We start from the raw sequence: 18628 nt of genomic DNA on the forward strand, positions 1-18628 counted from the left end.
GCGCCAGGCCGCCCAGCTCGCCGCGGCCACGCTGCCGCCGGCCACCGGCGCCGCCTGGCAGCGGGCGCGGCGCCAACTGGAGCCGCTCGCAGGCGGCTCGCGTTCGCTCGGCGGCTGGCTGGTGGGGCTGGGCCAGGCGCTCAACGGCCTGGCGCCGCTGGCCGAAGTCGAAGGCGGGGAGGCGCTGCTCGAGACGCTGTGGATCTCTCGCAACCCCTGGGCCGGCAGCGCCCACGAGGCGGCGTTGGCGCAGACGCGGCTGCGGCCCGATGAATTTCTCGCCTGGGTCAACGACACGCTGGAGGCCGCCCAGTTCGAGCCCGCCGAGGAAGCAGGCGCGCCCGAAGTCGTCATCACGCCGCTGGCTCGCGCCATGCTGCGGCCCTTCGGCGCCATCGTGCTGCCCGGCGCGGATGCCGCCACGCTGGGGCCGGTCAACCCGCAGGCCGGCCTGCTGGCCGATGCGGACGCGTCCGCCCTGGGCTTGCCCAGCCTGCTTGAGCGGCGCGAGGCCGAGGCCCTGGGCTTTGCCCAACTGCTGCGCGCGCCGGTGCTGACGCTGTTGCGCTGCGCCTTTGCCGGCGCCGAGCCGCTGCCGCCCAGCCCCTTGCTGGAACGCCTGTCCGGCGCGGCGGCCAAGGCCGGGCAGGCGCTGCCGGCATGGGCCGACGAGCGCGAGACGGTCGTGCCGCCGCTTCATCCGCAGACCCGGCCCGCCGCCGACGCCGGCAGCCGCCTGCCCGCGGCGCTGAGCGCCAGCGCCATCGACGCACTGCGCAACTGCCCCTACCAGTTCTTCAGCCGCGTGCTGCTGGGCCTGCGCGAGGCGGATGAGCTGGAGCAGGAGCTGAGCAAGCGCGACTACGGCACTTGGCTGCATGCGGTGCTGAAGCGCTTCCACGAGGCGCGTGATGGCGACGACGACACCGCCCTGCGCGCCGCGGCAGAGGCCGAGCTGGCGCTGCTGGATGCGGCCGATTTCCTGCCTTTCTCGGCCGCCTTCGAGCGGCTGTGCCCGCTCTACCTGGCCTGGCTGGCCGAAACAGAAGCTGGCGGCCAGCGCTATGCCGAGGGTGAAGTCGCCCGCGAAGCCCGCCCTTTCGACGCGCCACTGGATGGTCTAGTCGTGAAGGGCCGCATCGACCGCATCGACGAGGCCGGCGGCCAGACCTGGCTGCTGGACTACAAGACCGGCGACGCCAAGGGGCTGAAGGACAAGGTGGCCGGCAAGCTGGAGGACACCCAGCTCGCCACCTATGCGCTGCTGACTGGCGCCGAGCCCGGGTTGAAGGCGGCCTATCTGGTGCTGGACGACGGCAAGGGCATCGCGCTACTGCCGCACGAGGATGTCAGCGACACGGCGCTGGCCCTGCGCGATGGGCTGCAAGCCGACCTCATGGCCATCAGCGAGGGCACGCCCTTGCCGGCGCTGGGTGAGGGCAAGGTCTGCGACTACTGCGAAGCCCGCGGCCTGTGCCGTCGCGACGACTGGAGCGCGACATGAGCGCCGAACTGGCCTACTGGGCCGACGGCTACCGCATCCCGCGCGAGCGCTTCTACGCGCTGGCTTGCGACCCCGCGCGCAGCATCGTTGTCGAGGCCTGCGCCGGCGCCGGCAAGACCTGGATGCTGGTCTCGCGCATCCTGCGTGCGCTCCTGGCCGGCACCGAGCCGCAGCAGATCGTCGCCATCACCTTCACGCGCAAGGCCGCTGGCGAAATGCGCCAGCGCCTGGCCGAATGGCTGGCCGAGTTCGCGAAGGCGCCCGAGGCCGAGCAGATCGTGGCGCTGCGCCAGCGCGGCATCTCGGCGGAAGACGCCGTCACGCTGCGGCCGCGCCTGGCCATGCTGCAGGCCGAGCTGTTGCGCGGCGGCCGGGCCGTCGAGGTGCGCACCTTCCACGGCTGGTTCTCACAACTGCTGCGTGCCGCGCCGCTGGCCTTCCTGCAGGCGCAAGCCATCGCCCCCGAGCTGCAGCTCATCGAAGACGAAGAGGAGCTGATGCCCACGCTGTGGCGGCGCTTCCACGTCGCCGTGTTGGCGGATGAGACGCTGCGGGCGGACTTCCAGGCGCTGACGCAGTCGCGCGGCCGCTTCAATCTGCGCGAATGGCTGCTGGGTGCCTTTGCGAAGCGCGTCGAGCTGCGCCTCGCCGAAGCCGCTGGCGTGCTCGAGGGCAGCCTGCCGGGAGCGGTGGACCTGCTGGGCACGACGCCGGAACAGTTCTTCGGGCATCTGCGCGAGCCGTTGATCGCGCTGGCCCGCCAGCTCGGCCAGGCCAAGGGCAAGAAGGCGCAGGACGCCGCCATGGCGCTGGAGCGGGCGCAGGACTTTGACGCCAGTTTCGCCGCGCTGTTCACGCTGAAGGGTGAGCCGCGCAAGCTCGGCGTCGACAGCGCGGACCTGGACGAGCTCTGCGAAGAGCTGCTGCTGCTGCGCGCGGCCATCGCCCAGCAGCGCGCCGCCGACGAACACGTCGCGATGCGCCGCCTGGCCCTGCAACTGGTCAACGCCTTCGAGGCGTTGAAGCGCGAACGCGGCCTCGTCGACATGAACGACCTGGAGCGCGGCGCCCTGGCCCTGCTGGCAGACGCCCAGACGGCTGGCTGGGTGCAGCAGCGGCTGGACGCCCAGGTGCGCCACCTGCTCATCGACGAATTCCAGGACACCAGCCCGCTGCAATGGCAGGCCCTGCATGGCTGGCTGCAGGCCTATGCCGGCGCGGGTGCGGGCTCGGCGCTGTCGGTCTTCATCGTCGGCGACCCCAAGCAGAGCATCTACCGCTTCCGGCGTGCCGACCCGCGCGTGTTTGCCGCGGCCCAGGAGTTCGTCTGCGAAGGCCTCGCCGGTGTGCGCCTGGCCTGCGACCACACGCGCCGCAACGCGCCCGAGGTGCTGGCGGCCGTCAATGCGACTTTCGACGGCGCCCAGCGCGCCGGTGCCTACGAGGGCTTTCGCGTCCACACGACCGAGCAGGCCGGTGTGGACGAGCTGGCGGGGCTGTGGGCGCTGGATGCCGACGTCAGGGCCGCGCCGGCCCAGGCGGACGTCGACCCGCTGCGCTGGCGTCCCAGCCTGACCGAGGCCCGCGTTGAAGCGGAGATCAGCCGCCGTGCGCCGGAGTGCGAACGCGTCTGCGGGGCCATCGTCGGCCTGCTGCGTGAGCGCCCCGAACTCAAGCCCGGCGACATCTTCGTGCTGGCCCGCAAGCGCGACCCGCTGCGCCAGCTCAGCGAAGCGCTGACGGCCGCCGGCGTGCCGCACGCGGCGCCCGAGGAGCAGCCGCTCGCCGAGCTGCCCGACGTGGCCGACCTGCTGGCCCTGCTGGACGTGCTGGCCTCGCCCGGCCACGACCTGTCGCTGGCGCATTCGCTGCGCAGCCCGCTGTTCGGCGTCACCGAAGCCGAGCTGCTGGCGCTGGCCGAAGCCGCCGGCACGGCCGAGTGGCTGGGGCGCCCGCCCGCCGAGCGCCGCCGCTGGTGGGACGCGCTGCAGGGTCTCGAATCACCCAGCCCGGCGCTGGCGCGCGCCCAGGCCCTGCTGCGTGACTGGGCCGCGCAGGCCCGCCAGCGCACACCGCACGAGCTGCTGGACCGCATCGTCGACGAAGGCGATCTGCTCGCGCGCATCGCAGCGGCCGTGCCGGCTGCCGATGCGGCAGTGCGCCTGCAAAGCGTGCACGCCCTGCTGCACGCGGCGCTGGACCTGGACGGCGGCCGCTACGCCCAGCTCTACGGCTTCGTGCGCGCGCTGAAGAGCCGGCCCGTCAAGTTCGTGCCCGCCGCAGCGCCCGATGCCGTGCAGCTGCTGACCATCCACGGCGCCAAGGGCCTGGAGGCCGAGGTCGTCTTCCTGCTCGACACCGATGCCGCGCCGCCCAAGGCCGAGACGCTGGGCCTGCTGCTGGACTGGCCCGTCGGCCAGCTCGCGCCCAAGCGCGCGGCCTTCCTGGCCTCCGAGGCCCGGCCGCCGCCTTCGCTGCAAGCCCTGGTCGACGAGGAACGTGTCGCTCGCGAGCGTGAGGAGCTGAACGGCCTCTACGTCGCGCTGACGCGGGCGCGACGCGCGCTGGTGCTCAGCCACACGCCCGGCCGCAGCCAGGCCACGAGCTGGTGGGACCGGCTGCAGCCGCTGGCGCGCCCCTGGCCTTTTGCGATGGACGCCGGCGCGCGCACCGACATGTTGGCACCTCGCCTCGCACCGCTGCCGCGCTGGCAGCCACCGCCCGCCGCGCCCGTGCGCGACGGCACGGCCCGCAACGAGCGGGAGGCCAGGGTCGGCGAAGCCCTGCACCGCGTGCTGGAGTGGGTTTCGGCACCCGGCCAGACCCAGGCGCTGGACGTGCTGCTGGCCGCGTCGGCCCAGGCTTTCGGCCTCGACGCCAAGGCCCGTGAGCAGCATGCCCAGGCGGCCCGGGCCATCCTGGCCAGCGCCGACTGCCGGCCCTTCTTCGATCCGGCCGACCTGCTCTGGGCCGGCAACGAGGTGGCCGTGGGGCAGGGCGGGGAAGACCAGCGCATCGACCGCCTCGTGCAGAAGCGCGACGGCACCTGGTGGGTGCTGGACTACAAGCTCGGTGCCACGCCCGAGCGGGAGCCGGCCTATCTGGCGCAGATGCGCGGTTACGTCGCGGCCGTGCAGCTGCTGCAGCCGGGAGAGCCGGTGAAGGCCGCGCTGATCAGCGGCACCGGCCGCTTTGTGCCGGTCGAGCTCTAGTCAGGCCGCCACCGCCGCTTCCAACCCCGGAAAGCTCAGGCGTTGGAACAGTGCGTTCAGGTCCTCGGGCGCCAGGGGTTGGGCGCTCTCCATCCACCAGATGAAACTGGACCACAGCGCGCCGACGACGTAGTGGGTGGCGAGGTCGAGCCGCGCGCCGGTGATGGGTGCGTGCCGGCGCCGCAGGTCCTGACGCACGAGGTCGGTCAGCATCGCCTTCACATGGCGCTCGACGCTGACCTCGCTCTCGCGCGCCACCGTCATCTCGTAGATGCGCCGATGGCTGGCCAGGTGCTGGAAGAAGGGCAGGGTGAAGCCCAGGGGCTCATCGCCCTGCGCCCGGCCGGTCTGCTCCAGCCAGCCGCGCAGCCGCCCGATGCTGGCGGCCAGCAGCTCGTCCTTGCTCTGGAAATGGGCGTAGAAGGTCGCGCGGCCGACGCCGGCGCGGTCGATGAGGTTCTGGATGGTCAGTCTCTCGTAGCCGCGCTCGAGCATCAGCGCGAACAGGGCTTCGAGGATGAGCTCGCGCGAGCGCTGGGCGCGGCGGTCGGTCTTGGCAAGCGTCTCTGGCATCGGAAGAGGGGTTTGCCGAACAAAGCGCAGGCGGTTGTTCGGTAGCGAACAACCGCCTGCGGCCTGTTCGGGCCATCGGCGGGGGCGCTGAGTATGGTCGGTTTCCTCATCGTTTCATTCCAGGAAACCGCTTCATGCACCATGACTCCCACCCGCAAGCGACCGCCCCGGCGGGCACGCGTGCAGCCGGCATCGCCATCGGCCTGGCCACCGTGCTGTCCACCGTCTTCGTTGCCCTCGATGAAAGCGGTGGCGGCCAGGGCCAGCTTGAGATCCTGCAGAGCATCGCGCGGCTGCAGTTGCTCAAGGCCGTGGTCCACGGCGTCGCCATCGCCAGCCTGTGCGCTTACGCCTTCGGCTATACGGCGTTGGCCCGGCGCCTGTCGCTGCGCCGTCCCGCGGTGCTGGCGGGCCTGGTTTGCTATCTGATGGGCTGCGTGGCCCTGGCCGGCGCCACCGTCGTTGACGGCTTCGTCATCCCGCACCTGGCGGCAGACGCAGCGGCCGGCTCGGCCACCCGGCTGCAGGTCGGCTATGAGCTGGTGCACGCCGCTGGCCTGGCCCTGACCGATGCGGCCAAGATCGGCTGGCTGCTGCAGGCCGCCGGCGCGCTGCTCTGGGCTGGCGTGTTGCTGGTCGAGGCAGGAGGGACTCGCATCGTCGGCACGGTAGGCGTTGTCGCCAATCTCGCGGTCGCTGCGGCGGTGCTGGGCGCAGGCGTCAACATGACGATGGCTTCCATCCTGACGGTGCTGCTGGCCCAACTGGTTTGGAACCTCGCGGCGGCTTTCTGGCTGATACGTGCACCCAGGCTTGGTGACGATCGCGAAACTGGCACTAGAATGGCGGGCTTGATCGGGGCGTAGCGCAGCCTGGTAGCGCATCTGCTTTGGGAGCAGAGGGTCGCGAGTTCGAATCCCGCCGCCCCGACCATCTATAACTGATTGATTCCCTTAAGGAATCTTGTGAAAGGCCCGCTTCGTGAGACGCGGGCCTTTTTCATGGCCGCGCCTACTTGCGCGACCTCAACGCCGTGCGTGCCTGCACAAAGTTGAACGCATACGACACCGCCTCAACAATCGCGTTGTCGATCTCCAGGCGTTCGTGCTCGGTCAGGTAGAAGCTGAAGTCCACCTCGTGGCGGATGTAGCGCGGGGGCAGGCGGTTCAGGGCGACGCAGGCGACGTCGCACAGCAGGTCTGCGCTGGCGGCAATGTCGGGATAGTCGGGTGCCGAGGCCAACACCGCCGCGAAGATCTCGCGCTCATGGTGGTTGTAGAGGGAGCTGAAGTCGGCGTTCATGGCGGGCCTCGTCAAAGACGTTGAATGCCGATTTATAGCCCCATCAGGCCGCGCCGATACCTGGGGTCATGCCCGCCGCGGCACTCTTTCTCGCGGCGACGAAATCCAGCATGCGCGTGATGCAGGCCTGGGCCTTCAGGCGCACAGCCTCGTCGACCTCGATCTCGGGCTGGCCGCTCTCCAGGCAGTCGACCAGGTTGGCCAGGCCGTTCATGGCCATCCAGGGGCAGTGGGCGCAGCTCTTGCACGTGGCGCTGTTGCCTGCCGTCGGAGCCTCGATCAGCACCTTGCCCGGCGCCAGCTGGCGCATGCGGTGCAGGATGCCGTTGTCGGTGGCGACGATATAGGCCGGCGCCGTGCCTTCGACGACGGCCTTGATGAGCGCCGAGGTCGAGCCGACGACGTCGGCCTGCTCGACGACGCTCTTGGGCGACTCGGGATGCACCAGCACCAGGGCGCCCGGGTGCTGCTCGCGCAGCAGCTCCAGCTCCAGCCCCTTGAACTCGTCGTGCACGATGCAGGCGCCGTTCCACATCAGCATGTCGGCGCCGGTCTGCTCCTGGATGTAGCGGCCCAGATGCCGGTCGGGCGCCCACAGGATCTTCTCGCCCTTGGCATGCAGGTCGGCCACGATCTCCAGCGCGCAGGAGCTGGTCACCATCCAGTCGGCGCGGGCCTTCACGGCGGCGCTGGTGTTGGCGTAGACGACGACCTTGCGGTCGGGGTGGGCGTCGCAGAAGGCCGCGAACTCGTCTTCCGGGCAGCCCAGGTCCAGCGAGCAGGTGGCGTCCAGGTCGGGCATCAGCACGCGCTTCTCGGGGCTGAGGATCTTGGCCGTCTCGCCCATGAAGCGCACGCCGGCCACGACCAGGGTCTGGGCAGCGTGGTCGCGGCCGAAGCGGGCCATCTCCAGCGAGTCGGACACGATGCCGCCGGTCTCCAGCGCCAGGTCCTGCAGGGCGCCGTCCACGTAGTAATGGGCGACGAGGACGGCGTTGTGCTTCTTCAGCAGGGCCTTGGCTCGCGCAGTCAGCGCAGTGCGCTCGGGCGGCGTCAGCGGCGCGGGTGTCTTGGCCCACGCAAAGGCCGTGGAGCAGGCGCCGGCGGCGTCCTGCTTGGTGTAGTCGAACAGCTGGGTTTCCATGGAATGCGAGCGGGTCTCTCGAGGGGATGCGGTGTGGCGGCGGCTGGGCTTCCTACACTCGGGGCATGGCGATTTCAGCGGATTGTCCGCCCGTGAGGGCCTTGCCCAGCGGCGGCGCGACAAAGCCCCTGATGCGAGGCCTGGCCACGGTCCTGGCACTCTGGGCCGGGTTGGCCGGTGCACAGGCGGCGCCAACGCTGCGCTTCATCGTCGGTGAGGATTGGGCTCCGCCCTATCTGGTGCTGCGCGACGGCCAGCCCGTCGGCGGCCTGGCCTTCGAGTTGATGGAGGCGGTGGCCCGCGCCGCCGGCGCCCGCCCCGAGTACCTGATGCTGCCGCCCAAGCGCACCCAGGCCGCCCTGCACGCCGGCGAGGCGGACCTGATGTGCATGATGAGCCCCAAGTGGCTGGCCCAGCCGCTGGGGCGGGATCGTGTCGGCCCGCCCATGGTGGTGGTGGAAGACGTGCTCGCCGTGGCCGCGGGGCGGGGCGATGGCAAGCCGCTGGACCTGTCGGCCCAGCGCGGCCTGCGGGTGGGCACGGTACTGGGCTATCGCTACACGGAATTGGGCCCGCTCTTCGATGACGGCCGTCTCGTGCGCGAAGACGCCGCCACACAGCAAGGTGTGCTCGACAAGCTGGCTCGCGGACGCACCGAAGCGGCGGTGGTCGATCGCTTCGTGCTCACCCAGTACAACCGCGGCCGCGCGCCCGCTGAGACGCTGCAAGCCCTGCAGGTCGTCAGCCAGACGGTGACGCATTGCCTGCTGGGTGGCAAGACCCGGTTGCCGGCCGGTCGCCTGCAGCAGGCGCTGCGGGCCGTGGTGGAGCGCGGTGAACTCACGCGGCTGATGCAGCGCTACCGTTGAGCCTCAGCCTTCCAGCCAGGCTCGAAAGGCCGCAGCCCGCTCCTGGCTGATCAGCAGCTCGCCGTCCAGGGCCGGGCTGAGGTCCAGCTTCAGTCGCCCCTTGCCGGCCGGCGCGAAGCGCTGCACGGCCCCGGCCGCCACCAGCAGCTGCCTGTTGGCGCGGAAGAAGCGCTGCGGCCCCAGTTCCTCTTCCAGCACACCCAGCGTCGGCTCGACCAGATAGCGTTCGCCCGCCTGGGTGACGGCGAAGCTGAGCTTGTCCACCGACACGAAATAGGCGATGTCGGCCAGCTCCAGCGCATGGAACTGCTGGCCCCCCTTGCGGCCGACGATGCGCTGGCGGCCAGTGGGCGGGCTCAACCGCTGCAACAGGCCGTCGAGCTGGTGATTCCAGCGCGCCTGAGCCTGCGCATCGAAATGGCGCCGCCACTGCTCGGCCTTGGCCAGCGCCTGAGCGAGTGCCGTGTCCGACACGGGCTTGAGCAGATAGTCCACCGCCAGGGCCTGGAAGGCCTGCAGCGCGAACTGGTCGTAGGCCGTCGTGAAGACCGTGGGCACGGTCAGGCTGCGGTCGCGGAACAACTCCAGCGACAGGCCGTCGGCGAGCTGGATGTCGAGCAGCAACAGGTCGGGCTTCGCGTTGGCAGCCAGCCAGGCCAGCGTGCCCTGCACCGTGTCGCTGTGGCCCAGCACGCGGGCCTCGGGCGCCACGCGCGTCAGCGTGGCCGTCAGGCGCTCGCGCGCCGGGGTCTCGTCTTCGGCGATGAAGATCTTCATGGGCGGGCCAGCAGCGGAATGGAGACTTCGAACACGCCGCCCGCGGCGCTGCGCTGCAGCGCACGGCCGGCCAGCAGGCGGCAGCGTTCGTCGAGATTGGCCAAGCCCAGTCCTGACGAGGGCAGGGCGCTGCGGCGCGGCTGCAGCGCATTGCGTGCGTTCACGTGGTCACCTTGCAGCGTGAAGCTGACGGTCAGCGGCTGGGCGATGCTCGCTTCGTTGTGCTTGATGGCGTTCTCCAGCAGCGTCTGCAAGGCCAGCGGCGGCACCAGCCACTGCGCGGTCTGCAGGGCCGGGTCCAGCACCAGCGGCATGGCGGCGCCAAAGCGCAGGGCCAGCAGCCGGTGGTAGTGGCGCAGGAAGGCGAGCTCCTCGTCCAGCGGCACCAGGTCGCGCTGGCGGCTGTCCAGCACATAGCGGTAGATCTCGGCCAGGGTGTCGCTGAACTCGCGGGCGCTGCGCGCGTCGCTTTCGATCAGATGGCCCAGCGTGTTCAGGCTGTTGAACAGGAAATGCGGATCGACCTGGGCCTTCAGCGCACCCAGCTCGGCCTGCGTGCGTGCGCGCTCCAGGCGCTCGACGCGCAGCATGTCCGACTCCCGTTCGCGGATCAGGAACATGGTCTCGTAGGCATGCGTCACGAACAGCACGCAGATGACATTGGTGGCCACGACGAGCTTGAGCGCATTCACGTCCAGCGGCAGGCCCGCAACCTGGAACCAGGCCCAGATGGCGGCCAGCGTCAGCGGCGCGGTGTAGAGCACATTGGCGCTGACCAGCATCAGCAGCTTGCGCAGCGGGTGGGCGAACCAGTTCAGGTGCTCGCGCTGCTTGAACAGCAGCCAGCGGTTGCCGCCCCAGATGGCAAAGGCCAGCGCGATGAAGCCGGCAAAGCCGACCCAGAAGCGCGCGTCGCCCGGTCCCAGCGGCCCGAACAGCCCGGTCAGCCAGGGGATGGCCAGGCCGAAGGCCAGCGAGCCGCCCGTCATCAGCAACCGGTCGTCCAGGCGTGCCTGCGTGGGCGGGTTCGGCAGCGGTTTGTCGGGCTTGGGCGTGCTCATCTTCGACTTGGGCGTGCGGCCACTGTTGCCGGCGACCGGCGCGCCTCAGCATCGCCGCACCAACAACTTCACGAGGGGACTGCGATGGACGCAGTGCAATTCAACTTCCCGGCGGTCATTGTGGCGGCGTTGACCAGCTTCCTGATCGGCGGGCTCTGGTACTCGCCCATCCTGTTCGCCAAGTCGTGGATGGCCGAGGCCGGCCTCACCGAAGCCCAGACCAGGCAGGCCAGCCCGGCCAAGGTCTTCGGCCTGTCGGGCCTGGCCTCGCTGGTGATGGCCTTCAACCTGGCCGCCTTCCTCGGCGCCAAAGCCACCCTCAGCTTCGGCCTGTTCGCCGGCTTCGCCACCGGCCTCGGCTGGGTGGCCATGAGCCTGGGCGTCATCTACCTCTTCGAGCAGCGCCCGCTCAAGCTCTGGCTCATCAACAGCGGTTACCAGGTGGTGGCGTACACGGTGATGGGCGGCATCCTGGGGGCATGGCACTGACGCGAGTCCGCGTCAGGCTGGCTGCTGCCGCTCGGATTCGTCAGTCGTGGGGCAGCAATGTGCCCAAAGCGGAAGTTTGGGTGGCAGCTGCAGGCCAGGAGTTGTCTGGCTTGCGTCAGCCTTGGCGACACGAACTGCGCGGTGGGCTGGCTGAAGAATGCTCAAATGGAACTGGTCTTCAGCCGAAGAGCTGGGGGAATGAGCGTAATGAAATCCCGCCACTTGCACCTGTTGGTAGTCCTCGCGGCAGTGTTGTCGCCATACTCGGAAGCAGCCGAGCGGTACGCCAGGCTTGAGCCTCCTCGAGTGGACGAGAAGTTCACATCACTTATCGTTTCAGGGGTCGAATCTGCATCGACTCATCTGCGACCGCTGGCCTTTGCAAAGATTCAGGCGTCTGTTGAAAGACATAGATGCCTTCCCGGCGAGGCACATTTGTTAAAGAAGCAGGGCAGACCGTCGATCGTGCTGCTGGTCCCTTGCAAGCTCTCTTCGATCAAGGAAGCGGCACCGGAGGATCTACATGAGGGGTACTACGCATATTTGGAGTACCCGCTTGCATTTGTAGTGAATGCGGACCATGTCGCTGAAGCTGAGTTGTATATGCACGGATTTCTCTACAACACAGGGTTCGTGTCGGCCATCACTGACATAGACAACAACGGAATGCCGGAGTTCTGGCTCGCGGGAGACGTGTGTGGTGAAGATGACGGCGCTCAATGCGACAACAACGGCCTGATGGTTATGGAGTTCAACAATGGCCGCCTTCGCAATTGGGTACGTCCTAGGCTTCGGAAACGTGATTGAGCTCGTAGCAGCTGGCAATTGCTGGGCCGCCTGACCAGTTTCTCGAGCCGGCCTACTCAGGCGCCGCCGATTTCAGCTTTGGGCACTTTGCTGCCCTACGAACGCCGGCCGCGAGCGTCAGTAGCCGCTGCGAAGCCGTCCTCAGCGCGCTCGACTGAGTTTGTCGTTTAGCGTGCTGGCGAGCCTGCGCCCTGCCAGCGCGAGCTGCTCCACCAGCGTGCCGTCCCACCGTTCAGCATAGGCCGGGCCTACCACTCGCCCCTCAGGATAAAAACCCGCGGCGCTTCGGGCTGCACATGACTCGTTCACCCACTGCGCCGGGTCAACCGTGCTCGCGCCGTCGGGACTTGGGGTCGATGCGTCGAGCAGTAACCGGCTTAGGCCGCCGGCGCGGCGCCGGATGAGTTCGCCGTCCCAGACTGCGTGTAGGTTGGAGCCGCGTCCGAACGCCCGTACCTGGAACAGGTTGCCTCCCTTGTCAGCGGCCATGCCCACATGCAACGGCTGATGGATGTCGGCCACCAAATGGATGACCCACTTCAGCGCTATCAGCCGTTCCGCATCCGGAGCTGTTGAACTCAGGATCGCGATCTTTGCCGACATCGCCTCGACCGCGCATCTACCGTTTGGGCAGTCGCGCCCTAGGTAGTAATTGCACTCTCCTTCTGGCAAGTTGACGTAGTGCAGCGGCGCCGTGGCGTTCGACCGTCTCTCGTCTGCCCAGGTCGATACTGACGCCATCGTGGCGCCGGGCTCCAGGCTTAGCAGGCGATTGACCTCAGCGGACGCCGCGGGCGTTAGCTGCATCTGAGCCAGCTCGGCGATGAGTCGATGGCCGTTCGCACCCCAAGCATGTGACTCGGGAGCGCCGATGGCGCAAAGCGCGAGGGGTATACGGAAGAGGGCTTTGACGAGGCGGAACATGCCGCAAGTGTCCTTGGTGCGGTCGCGGTGGACGTAACTCGGCCTTTGCGACTCGGCGATTCCAGAAGCCGCCGTTGATATCGCCGACGTTGGACTGCGGTGGTGTTTGTCGCCATGAGTGGTGTGGCGCTGGCCGCCCCGGCGAAAGCTGGCAAAATCCCTTGCCGCTGCAGGCAAACCAACGGCCTGCATGCGAATGAGCCGCCGTCGGCATTGCCGTGGCGGCATTTTTTCAGGCCCCCGCAACCCAGGGGCTTTGACCCAGGGCATATCCCAAAGTCCGACCGAGCGGTCGGCCGGGACAATCCCCAGCTTTGTTCAACAGGCCGCGCCACAAGCGCCGCCGTGATCCCATGGCAATTCAACACCTGACCGACGAGCAGATCGCCACCATGTCACGCGCCCAAAAGGACGAGTGGTGGTTCAAGAACGTCTTCCGCGGCGACATGGCCCAGCTTTCGCTGCGCTCGGGCATCACCGGTTTCCTGCTCGGCGGTGTGCTCTCCTCCACCGGCCTGTACATCGGCGCCAAGACGGGCATCTCCCTCGGCGTTGGCCTCACGTCGGTCATCCTGGCCTTTGCGCTGTTCCGTGCGCTGCACGCGGCCGGCCTAGCCCAGGACTACACCATCCTCGAGAACAACTGCACCCAGTCCATCGCCACGGCGTCGGGCTATGTGACCACGGCGCTGATCTCCAGCCTGCCGGCCTACATGCTGGTGACGGGCCATGTGCCGCTGTGGTGGCAGATCGCCATCTGGATGTTCCTGGTGTCGCTGGTGGGCGTGCTGCTGGCCTTCCCGCTGAAGCGCCGCTTCATCAATGAAGACCAGGCCCCTTTCCCGGAAGGCCGCGCCTGCGGCGTGGTGCTCGACTCGCTGTACCACGGCAAGGGCAGCGAGGGCATGTTCAAGGCCAAGCTGCTGGGCTGGGTGGCCGGCGGTGCGGCGCTGCTGCAGGGCATCTGCGGCGAGGGCTGGATGAAGCTGGTCCAGTTCAAGCTGCTGGCCATGGACAAGTGGGCCGGCATGGCCGAGCCCTGGCATCTGCACGAGCGCATCGATGACTACTACTACGCCTGGGCCGTCAAGGCGCATGGCTTCATCCCGAGCATCCTGGGCACCGACTTCCGCACCCTGGGCCTGCGCCTGGTGGTGGACGCCGCGCTGATCGGCACCGGTGGCCTGATGGGCCTCGCGGTGGCGGCGAGCTGTTTTGTGGGCGTGATCGTCAACTTCGTGATCCTGGCGCCGCTGATGATCCAGGCCGGCGACATCGCACCGCGCCTGGGCGCCAATGGCGTGCTCATCCCGCTGAACCGCGTCGAGATCGTCAACCAATGGTCGCTGTGGTGGGGCGTGACGATGATGGTCGTGGGCGCCCTGGTGTCGCTGCTGGCCAAGCCCGAGATCTTCACGAGTGCGTTCAAGCGCAAGACCCCGGCGCAGATCGCTGCCAAGGCCGAGCCCAAGAGCGACCTGCTCAAGGACATCGAGGTGCCGCTGTGGATCAGCTGGATCGGCGTGCCCGTCGTCAGCCTGATGGGCTGCTATGCCACGCATGCCTTCTTCGGCGTGCCGCTGTGGCTGGCCATCGTGTCGCTGCCGCTGATCTTCGTGCTGACCGTGATCTGCACCAACTCCATGGCGCTGACGTCCTGGACGCCGACCGGATCGCTGTCCAAGATCACGCAGTTCACGATGGGCGCGCTGGACCGCACCAACCCCGGCTCCAACCTGCTGCCCGCCGGCATGACGGCCGAGATCGCCTCCAACGCGGCCAACCTGCTGTCCGACATCAAGCCCGGCTACATGCTGGGCGGCAAGCCGCGCCACCAGGCCATCGGCCACATCATCGGCAACCTGGCTGGCGTGCTGGTCTGCGTGCCGCTGTTCTTCCTGCTCTTCATCAAGCCTGATGCGAACGGCGCTGCCAGCGCGGCTGGCATGGTGTCCGACCAGTTCGGTTTCCCCGCTGCGCTGCAATGGAAGGGCGTGGCCGACATCATCGCCAAGGGCCTGAAGAGCCTGCCCACCTCTGCGCTGATCTCCATGGGCGTCGCGGCCGTGGCGGCCATCGTCATCGAGCTGGCACGCATCGTCACCAAGGGCAAGTCGGGCCTGTCGGCCGTGGCCATCGGCCTGGGCGTCACGCTGCCGCCGCAAGCCACCTTCATGATGTTCGTCGGCGCGCTGATGTTCTGGTACTTGGCCAAGAAGTACAAGAACGCCCCCGCCGAGTCCCGCGGCCACCGCATCTGGGTCGAAGGCATGGAGCCCATCTGCGCCGGCCTGATCTCCGGTGCCGCCCTGATGGGCATCGGCGACGCGATCATCGGCGTGCTGATCTAATCGCCTGTTCTGTCTGCCCGTAGCTCAACTGGATAGAGCAGCTGCCTTCTAAGCAGCAGGTCGGGGGTTCGAGTCCCTCCGGGCAGGCCAAATTCAAGTCCCGCGACTCCCAAAGCGTCTAATCCCTTCAAGGGCTTAGGCGCTTTTTTGTTCCCAGACGCGCGCCTCGGCTTGCTGCCGCTTTTGGCGAGAGAAAAGGCGGGTTAGATTAGGTTCGTGCAAATAGAACATACCAAAGCGTCGCGATGAGGTAAATTCTATTTGTATGCCTAAGCTTTCCAAAGCAATCCTTCAGATGCCTCCGGCGACTGCGAATGCCTTGCAGCGGCTGGGGGCTGACCTCACGGTCGCCAGGCTTCGAAGAAGGGAATCCCTGAGAACCTGGGCGAAGCGATTGGGGATCACCATCCCCACGTTGCTGCGGCTGGAGGCTGGGGATCCTTCGGTCAGCGTGGGCATCGTCGCGACGGCGCTCTGGTTGATTGGGCGAGACGGCGAGTTGACGCGGCTTGCGGCGCCCGAGCATGACAGGGGCGCCTTGGAACTCAGCGTCAGGGAAGCCATCGAGCTTGCCGAGGATCGCGCACGGTCGACCGCCGAGGCTGCCATCACCAGCAAGGCGCGTCAGCCCAAGTAGCCATGCGGCACGACATCCTCTTCCTTTGGTACATCGAGGATCCCCGCTCGCCGGTACTCGTTGGACAGTTGCGCCTCGTGGAATCGGGCCGCGGCGTGGCCCTGCAATACAGCGCCTCCTGGCTCGATGCCGGTTTCCCGCTGAGCGAAGACCTGCCGCTGAGTGACGGCGAGTACGCGCCGCGAGGACGGCTGCAGGCTGATTCGCCTCGAGCGGTCGGGGCCGTCGACGACGCGAGGCCCGATCGGTGGGGCGAGCGGGTGATCAGATACGTCGACAAGCCGGCGCGGCTGTCGTTGATGGAGTACCTCTTCTATGCAGGAGACGATCGGTTTGGCGCATTGGGTGTCTCGACTTCCGACGCCGCATACCTTCCTCATCGCGGCCAGGCGCTGCCGCGGCTCGAGATGGTGCAAACGGTCAGCGAGGTTGTCGCCAAGTTGGAGGCATCCGAGCCGCTCACCGTTGCGGAGCAGCGCATCCTTTCCGCGGGCGGGACACTGGGAGGCGCTCAGCCCAAGGCTCTGATGGAGATCGAGGGTGATGAGTGGGTCGTCAAATTTCCGCGCAAGGACGACCCACTGAATTCACCGCTCATCGAGCACGCGGCCATGACTTTGGCGAAGCTTGCCGGCATTGCCGTGGCCGACACTTTGCCCATCCCGCTTCGCCGGCGCCACGCCGTTGCCATCCGGCGCTTTGACCGCGACGGTCAGCGTCGAATTCACAGCATTTCGGCCGGAACGGCGTTGCGAGCCGTCGCCCCGGACGCTGACGATCCTGAGCTTTCCTACCCCGCGCTTGCACTCTTGCTGAGGCGGGCCGGCGTCGCGACCGCAGGAGTGAACCAGCTTGATGCCCGAGAGTTGTTCCGTCGCATGGTGTTCAACATCCTGATCGACAACACGGACGACCACGAGAAGAACCATTCGCTGATGGTCGTCGAGCCACGCAGCAACGGCCGCTACAGACTTTCACCGGCATACGATGTCCTGCCCTCGGCAGGGGCGCATGGATACCAGGAGTTCGTCTGTGGCTCCGAAGGGCATGATTCGACGCTGAGCAATGCGATGTCGCAGTGCGCGGCGTTCGGCCTGCAACCACCCGACGCAGCCCAAGAGGTCGCCAGGGTGATTCAAGCCGTGAACGGTTGGCGAGAGCACTTCAAGGCGTGCGGGGTGTCGGAGGCAGATATCGCCTCGACCGCCCAGCATGTCGACGGCGACGCCTTGCGCTCCCAGCGCGAAGGCTTTTCGCCGCAGGACTACGCGGTAGCTGCGAACCCGAGGAGAGGGCGCAAGCACCTCTTCATTCGATCGAGAACGCCCGCCAAGGACTGACTCAGGCATTCAACCCCCGCCCCACCAGCCGCAGCGTCTGCCTGAACTCCTCCTTCAGCCGATACAGCTGCGCCGGCCGGTGCGGCCCGTCGGCGCGCTTGGCGCCCGGTACCGCTTCGAGGATGGCCAGTTCGTCCATCTTGCGGCGAAAGCTCACCGGGTTGATGGCCTCGCCGAGCAGGGCCTGGTAGATGGCGTGCAGTTCGGGCAGCGTGAAGGGCTCGGGGCAGAGGTGCACGGGCAGGGACGAGTACTGGCTCTTGTTGCGCACGCGCTCGGCGGCGGCGACGACGATGCGGCCATGGTCGAAGGGCAGTTGGGGCAGACGGTCCACCGGCAGCCAGTGCTGGCCGGGCTGGCTGGCCTCGGGCGTGGCCACCAGCGCGAAATAGGCCACCGACACGCTCCAGCCGCGCGGGTCGCGGGCGGGGCCGCTGAAGCTGGCCAGTTGCTCGAGGTAGGGGCTTTGCAGCCCGGCCTTTTGCAGCAGCACGCGCTGGGCGGCATCCTCGCAGCCCTGGTCTTCATTGGTGTGAACATAGCCACCCGGCAAGGCGAGGGCGCCTTCGAAGGGTTCGCGGTCGCGCTTGAGCAGCATGACCTGCAATTGGCCCTCGCGCAGCGTCAGCAGCACGATGTCGACCGTGCAGATCAGCCGGGTGTCCGTCAAGGAGTTCGTTGAATTGTTCACCGAAGCAAGGATAAGCCTTCAATGGGACCGAAGGCTGCTCGGCGACTACTTAGTTGCAAAATTAATTTAAGTGGAGTTATCATGTGGCCACACCACAAGAGGACATGCACATGAAGACGCATCTGCTGCTGATCGATCCCCAGAATGACTTCTGCGACCTGCCGCCGGACTGGCTGCCACGCTCGCCGGTGACGGGCGAGCTCATCAAGCCGGCGCTGCCGGTGGCCGGCGCCCACGCCGACCTGCAGCGCGCGGCCAGCCTGGTGAAGCGCCTGGGCGGCGCGATAGCCGCCGTCACCGTGACGCTGGACTCCCACCACCGTATCGACATCGCCCACCCGGGCTTCTGGGTGGAGACGGCCAACCAGCGCGCGCCGGGACCCTTCACGCCCATCACGGCGGCCCAGGTGCGCGCCGGCGCCTATCTGCCGCGTGATGCCGCCCAGCTCGACCGCGTGCTGGCCTATCTCGACGCACTGGAAGCCACCGGCCGCTACACGCTGATGGTCTGGCCCGTGCACTGCCAGATGGGCAGTTGGGGGCATGGCGTGCACGCCGGCCTGCAGGCGCAACTGGACGCCTGGTCGGACGGGCAGGGGCGCTCGGTGGAAGTCGTCACCAAGGGCGAGAACCCCTGGACCGAGCACTACAGCGCGCTTCAGGCCGAGGTGCCCGACCCTGACGACGAGGGCACTGAACTGAACCAGGCGCTGCTGGCCGAGCTGGACCGCTTCGATCGCGTGCTCATCGCCGGTGAGGCCGGCAGCCACTGCGTGCGCGCCACCGTCGAGCATCTGGCGGCCCATCTGCCTTCCGGTCGCATGAACAAGCTGGTGCTGCTGACCGACTGCATCAGCCCTGTGGCAGGCTTCGAGGCCCAGCAGGCCGAGTTCCTGGCTGCCATGCAGGCACGTGGCCTGCAACTGGCCCTCAGCACCGAGATTTGA

At 68.0% G+C, this 18628-nt stretch carries 17 protein-coding genes and 2 tRNA genes; 12 read left to right on the forward strand and 7 right to left on the reverse strand.

The window, feature by feature from the left end; all coding sequences use genetic code 11:
- On the forward strand, window positions 1-1504 hold a 1504-nt coding region (locus AC1DW3_RS24620), incomplete at its 5' end, for a RecB family exonuclease (protein WP_477935856.1).
- Window positions 1501-4716, forward strand: coding sequence for a UvrD-helicase domain-containing protein (locus tag AC1DW3_RS24625; protein ID WP_477935857.1), 3216 nt, complete (start codon window positions 1501-1503; stop codon window positions 4714-4716). The genes AC1DW3_RS24620 and AC1DW3_RS24625, both read left to right, overlap by 4 nt.
- Here AC1DW3_RS24625 and AC1DW3_RS24630 read toward each other — a convergent pair whose 3' ends face one another.
- Entirely contained in the window at window positions 4717-5289 is a 573-nt protein-coding gene (locus AC1DW3_RS24630) for a TetR/AcrR family transcriptional regulator (RefSeq protein WP_477935859.1), read from the reverse strand.
- A gap of 134 nt (window positions 5290-5423) precedes the next feature.
- Here AC1DW3_RS24630 and AC1DW3_RS24635 point away from each other — a divergent pair, with 134 nt between their 5' ends.
- Complete coding sequence (locus AC1DW3_RS24635; protein ID WP_477935861.1) at window positions 5424-6155, forward strand: hypothetical protein; 732 nt, start codon at window positions 5424-5426, stop codon at window positions 6153-6155.
- A tRNA-Pro gene (locus tag AC1DW3_RS24640) sits at window positions 6146-6222 on the forward strand. Before AC1DW3_RS24635 ends, AC1DW3_RS24640 begins: the two co-directional genes overlap by 10 nt.
- 78 nt (window positions 6223-6300) lie before the next feature.
- On the opposite strand, the gene AC1DW3_RS24645 is transcribed toward AC1DW3_RS24640, so the two are convergent.
- The gene (locus AC1DW3_RS24645) at window positions 6301-6591 is read right to left on the reverse strand and encodes a late competence development ComFB family protein (RefSeq protein WP_477935863.1); all 291 of its coding nucleotides are present in this window, start codon (window positions 6589-6591) and stop codon (window positions 6301-6303) included.
- A gap of 43 nt (window positions 6592-6634) precedes the next feature.
- Entirely contained in the window at window positions 6635-7735 is a 1101-nt protein-coding gene (gene nadA, locus AC1DW3_RS24650; protein ID WP_477935865.1) for a quinolinate synthase NadA, read from the reverse strand.
- A gap of 131 nt (window positions 7736-7866) precedes the next feature.
- On the opposite strand from nadA, the gene AC1DW3_RS24655 reads away from it, so the two are divergent.
- On the forward strand, window positions 7867-8604 hold the full coding sequence (locus AC1DW3_RS24655) for a substrate-binding periplasmic protein (RefSeq protein WP_477935867.1): 738 nt from the start codon (window positions 7867-7869) through the stop codon (window positions 8602-8604).
- 3 nt (window positions 8605-8607) lie between these two features.
- On the opposite strand, the gene AC1DW3_RS24660 is transcribed toward AC1DW3_RS24655, so the two are convergent.
- Together AC1DW3_RS24660 and AC1DW3_RS24665 are read right to left on the reverse strand one after the other, a co-directional pair.
- A complete protein-coding gene (locus AC1DW3_RS24660; RefSeq protein WP_477935869.1) occupies window positions 8608-9381 on the reverse strand; it encodes a LytR/AlgR family response regulator transcription factor in 774 nt (257 codons plus the stop codon).
- Complete coding sequence (locus AC1DW3_RS24665) at window positions 9378-10442, reverse strand: sensor histidine kinase (protein ID WP_477935871.1); 1065 nt, start codon at window positions 10440-10442, stop codon at window positions 9378-9380. The genes AC1DW3_RS24660 and AC1DW3_RS24665 overlap by 4 nt, the downstream gene beginning before the upstream one ends.
- A gap of 84 nt (window positions 10443-10526) precedes the next feature.
- Between AC1DW3_RS24665 and AC1DW3_RS24670 the strand changes: the two genes are divergently transcribed.
- Window positions 10527-10931 carry a DUF1761 domain-containing protein gene (locus AC1DW3_RS24670; RefSeq protein ID WP_477935873.1) on the forward strand — a complete coding sequence of 135 codons (405 nt, stop codon included), beginning with the start codon at window positions 10527-10529 and terminating at the stop codon, window positions 10929-10931.
- A 165-nt stretch (window positions 10932-11096) separates the two neighbouring features.
- A complete protein-coding gene (locus AC1DW3_RS24675) occupies window positions 11097-11738 on the forward strand; it encodes a hypothetical protein (protein ID WP_477935875.1) in 642 nt (213 codons plus the stop codon).
- Window positions 11739-11879: 141 nt separating this feature from the next.
- Here the strand turns inward: AC1DW3_RS24675 and AC1DW3_RS24680 are convergent, their stop codons facing one another.
- Complete coding sequence (locus AC1DW3_RS24680) at window positions 11880-12662, reverse strand: S1/P1 nuclease (protein ID WP_477935877.1); 783 nt, start codon at window positions 12660-12662, stop codon at window positions 11880-11882.
- Between the two features lie 353 nt (window positions 12663-13015).
- On the opposite strand from AC1DW3_RS24680, the gene AC1DW3_RS24685 reads away from it, so the two are divergent.
- The 4 genes from AC1DW3_RS24685 (at window position 13016) to AC1DW3_RS24700 (ending at window position 16990) form a co-directional block, all read left to right on the forward strand.
- On the forward strand, window positions 13016-15013 hold the full coding sequence (locus AC1DW3_RS24685) for an OPT family oligopeptide transporter (protein WP_477935879.1): 1998 nt from the start codon (window positions 13016-13018) through the stop codon (window positions 15011-15013).
- 13 nt (window positions 15014-15026) lie between these two features.
- A tRNA-Arg gene (locus tag AC1DW3_RS24690) sits at window positions 15027-15103 on the forward strand.
- A 304-nt stretch (window positions 15104-15407) separates the two neighbouring features.
- Window positions 15408-15650, forward strand: coding sequence for a DNA-binding protein (locus tag AC1DW3_RS24695; protein WP_477935881.1), 243 nt, complete (start codon window positions 15408-15410; stop codon window positions 15648-15650).
- A 2-nt stretch (window positions 15651-15652) separates the two neighbouring features.
- Window positions 15653-16990 (forward strand): type II toxin-antitoxin system HipA family toxin, encoded by a 1338-nt coding sequence (locus tag AC1DW3_RS24700; RefSeq protein ID WP_477935883.1) that lies wholly within the window; start codon window positions 15653-15655, stop codon window positions 16988-16990.
- A 1-nt stretch (window position 16991) separates the two neighbouring features.
- Here AC1DW3_RS24700 and AC1DW3_RS24705 read toward each other — a convergent pair whose 3' ends face one another.
- Window positions 16992-17660, reverse strand: coding sequence for an NUDIX hydrolase (locus AC1DW3_RS24705; RefSeq protein ID WP_477935885.1), 669 nt, complete (start codon window positions 17658-17660; stop codon window positions 16992-16994).
- A 125-nt stretch (window positions 17661-17785) separates the two neighbouring features.
- Here AC1DW3_RS24705 and AC1DW3_RS24710 point away from each other — a divergent pair, with 125 nt between their 5' ends.
- The gene (locus tag AC1DW3_RS24710) at window positions 17786-18628 is read left to right on the forward strand and encodes a cysteine hydrolase family protein (protein WP_477935957.1); all 843 of its coding nucleotides are present in this window, start codon (window positions 17786-17788) and stop codon (window positions 18626-18628) included.

It is taken from the genome of Roseateles sp. P2_H4 (assembly GCF_056403315.1).

Bases quoted from the DNA above. Each gene is read 5' to 3' on its own strand.
- AC1DW3_RS24625 (WP_477935857.1), top strand. From the start codon at position 1,501: ATGAGCGCCGAACTGGCCTACTGGGCCGACGGCTACCGCATCCCGCGC.
- AC1DW3_RS24630 (WP_477935859.1), bottom strand. From the start codon at position 5,289: ATGCCAGAGACGCTTGCCAAGACCGACCGCCGCGCCCAGCGCTCGCGC.
- AC1DW3_RS24635 (WP_477935861.1), top strand. From the start codon at position 5,424: ATGCACCATGACTCCCACCCGCAAGCGACCGCCCCGGCGGGCACGCGT.
- AC1DW3_RS24645 (WP_477935863.1), bottom strand. From the start codon at position 6,591: ATGAACGCCGACTTCAGCTCCCTCTACAACCACCATGAGCGCGAGATC.
- nadA (WP_477935865.1), bottom strand. From the start codon at position 7,735: ATGGAAACCCAGCTGTTCGACTACACCAAGCAGGACGCCGCCGGCGCC.
- AC1DW3_RS24655 (WP_477935867.1), top strand. From the start codon at position 7,867: ATGCGAGGCCTGGCCACGGTCCTGGCACTCTGGGCCGGGTTGGCCGGT.
- AC1DW3_RS24660 (WP_477935869.1), bottom strand. From the start codon at position 9,381: ATGAAGATCTTCATCGCCGAAGACGAGACCCCGGCGCGCGAGCGCCTG.
- AC1DW3_RS24665 (WP_477935871.1), bottom strand. From the start codon at position 10,442: ATGAGCACGCCCAAGCCCGACAAACCGCTGCCGAACCCGCCCACGCAG.
- AC1DW3_RS24670 (WP_477935873.1), top strand. From the start codon at position 10,527: ATGGACGCAGTGCAATTCAACTTCCCGGCGGTCATTGTGGCGGCGTTG.
- AC1DW3_RS24675 (WP_477935875.1), top strand. From the start codon at position 11,097: ATGGAACTGGTCTTCAGCCGAAGAGCTGGGGGAATGAGCGTAATGAAA.
- AC1DW3_RS24680 (WP_477935877.1), bottom strand. From the start codon at position 12,662: ATGTTCCGCCTCGTCAAAGCCCTCTTCCGTATACCCCTCGCGCTTTGC.
- AC1DW3_RS24685 (WP_477935879.1), top strand. From the start codon at position 13,016: ATGGCAATTCAACACCTGACCGACGAGCAGATCGCCACCATGTCACGC.
- AC1DW3_RS24700 (WP_477935883.1), top strand. From the start codon at position 15,653: ATGCGGCACGACATCCTCTTCCTTTGGTACATCGAGGATCCCCGCTCG.
- AC1DW3_RS24710 (WP_477935957.1), top strand. From the start codon at position 17,786: ATGCACATGAAGACGCATCTGCTGCTGATCGATCCCCAGAATGACTTC.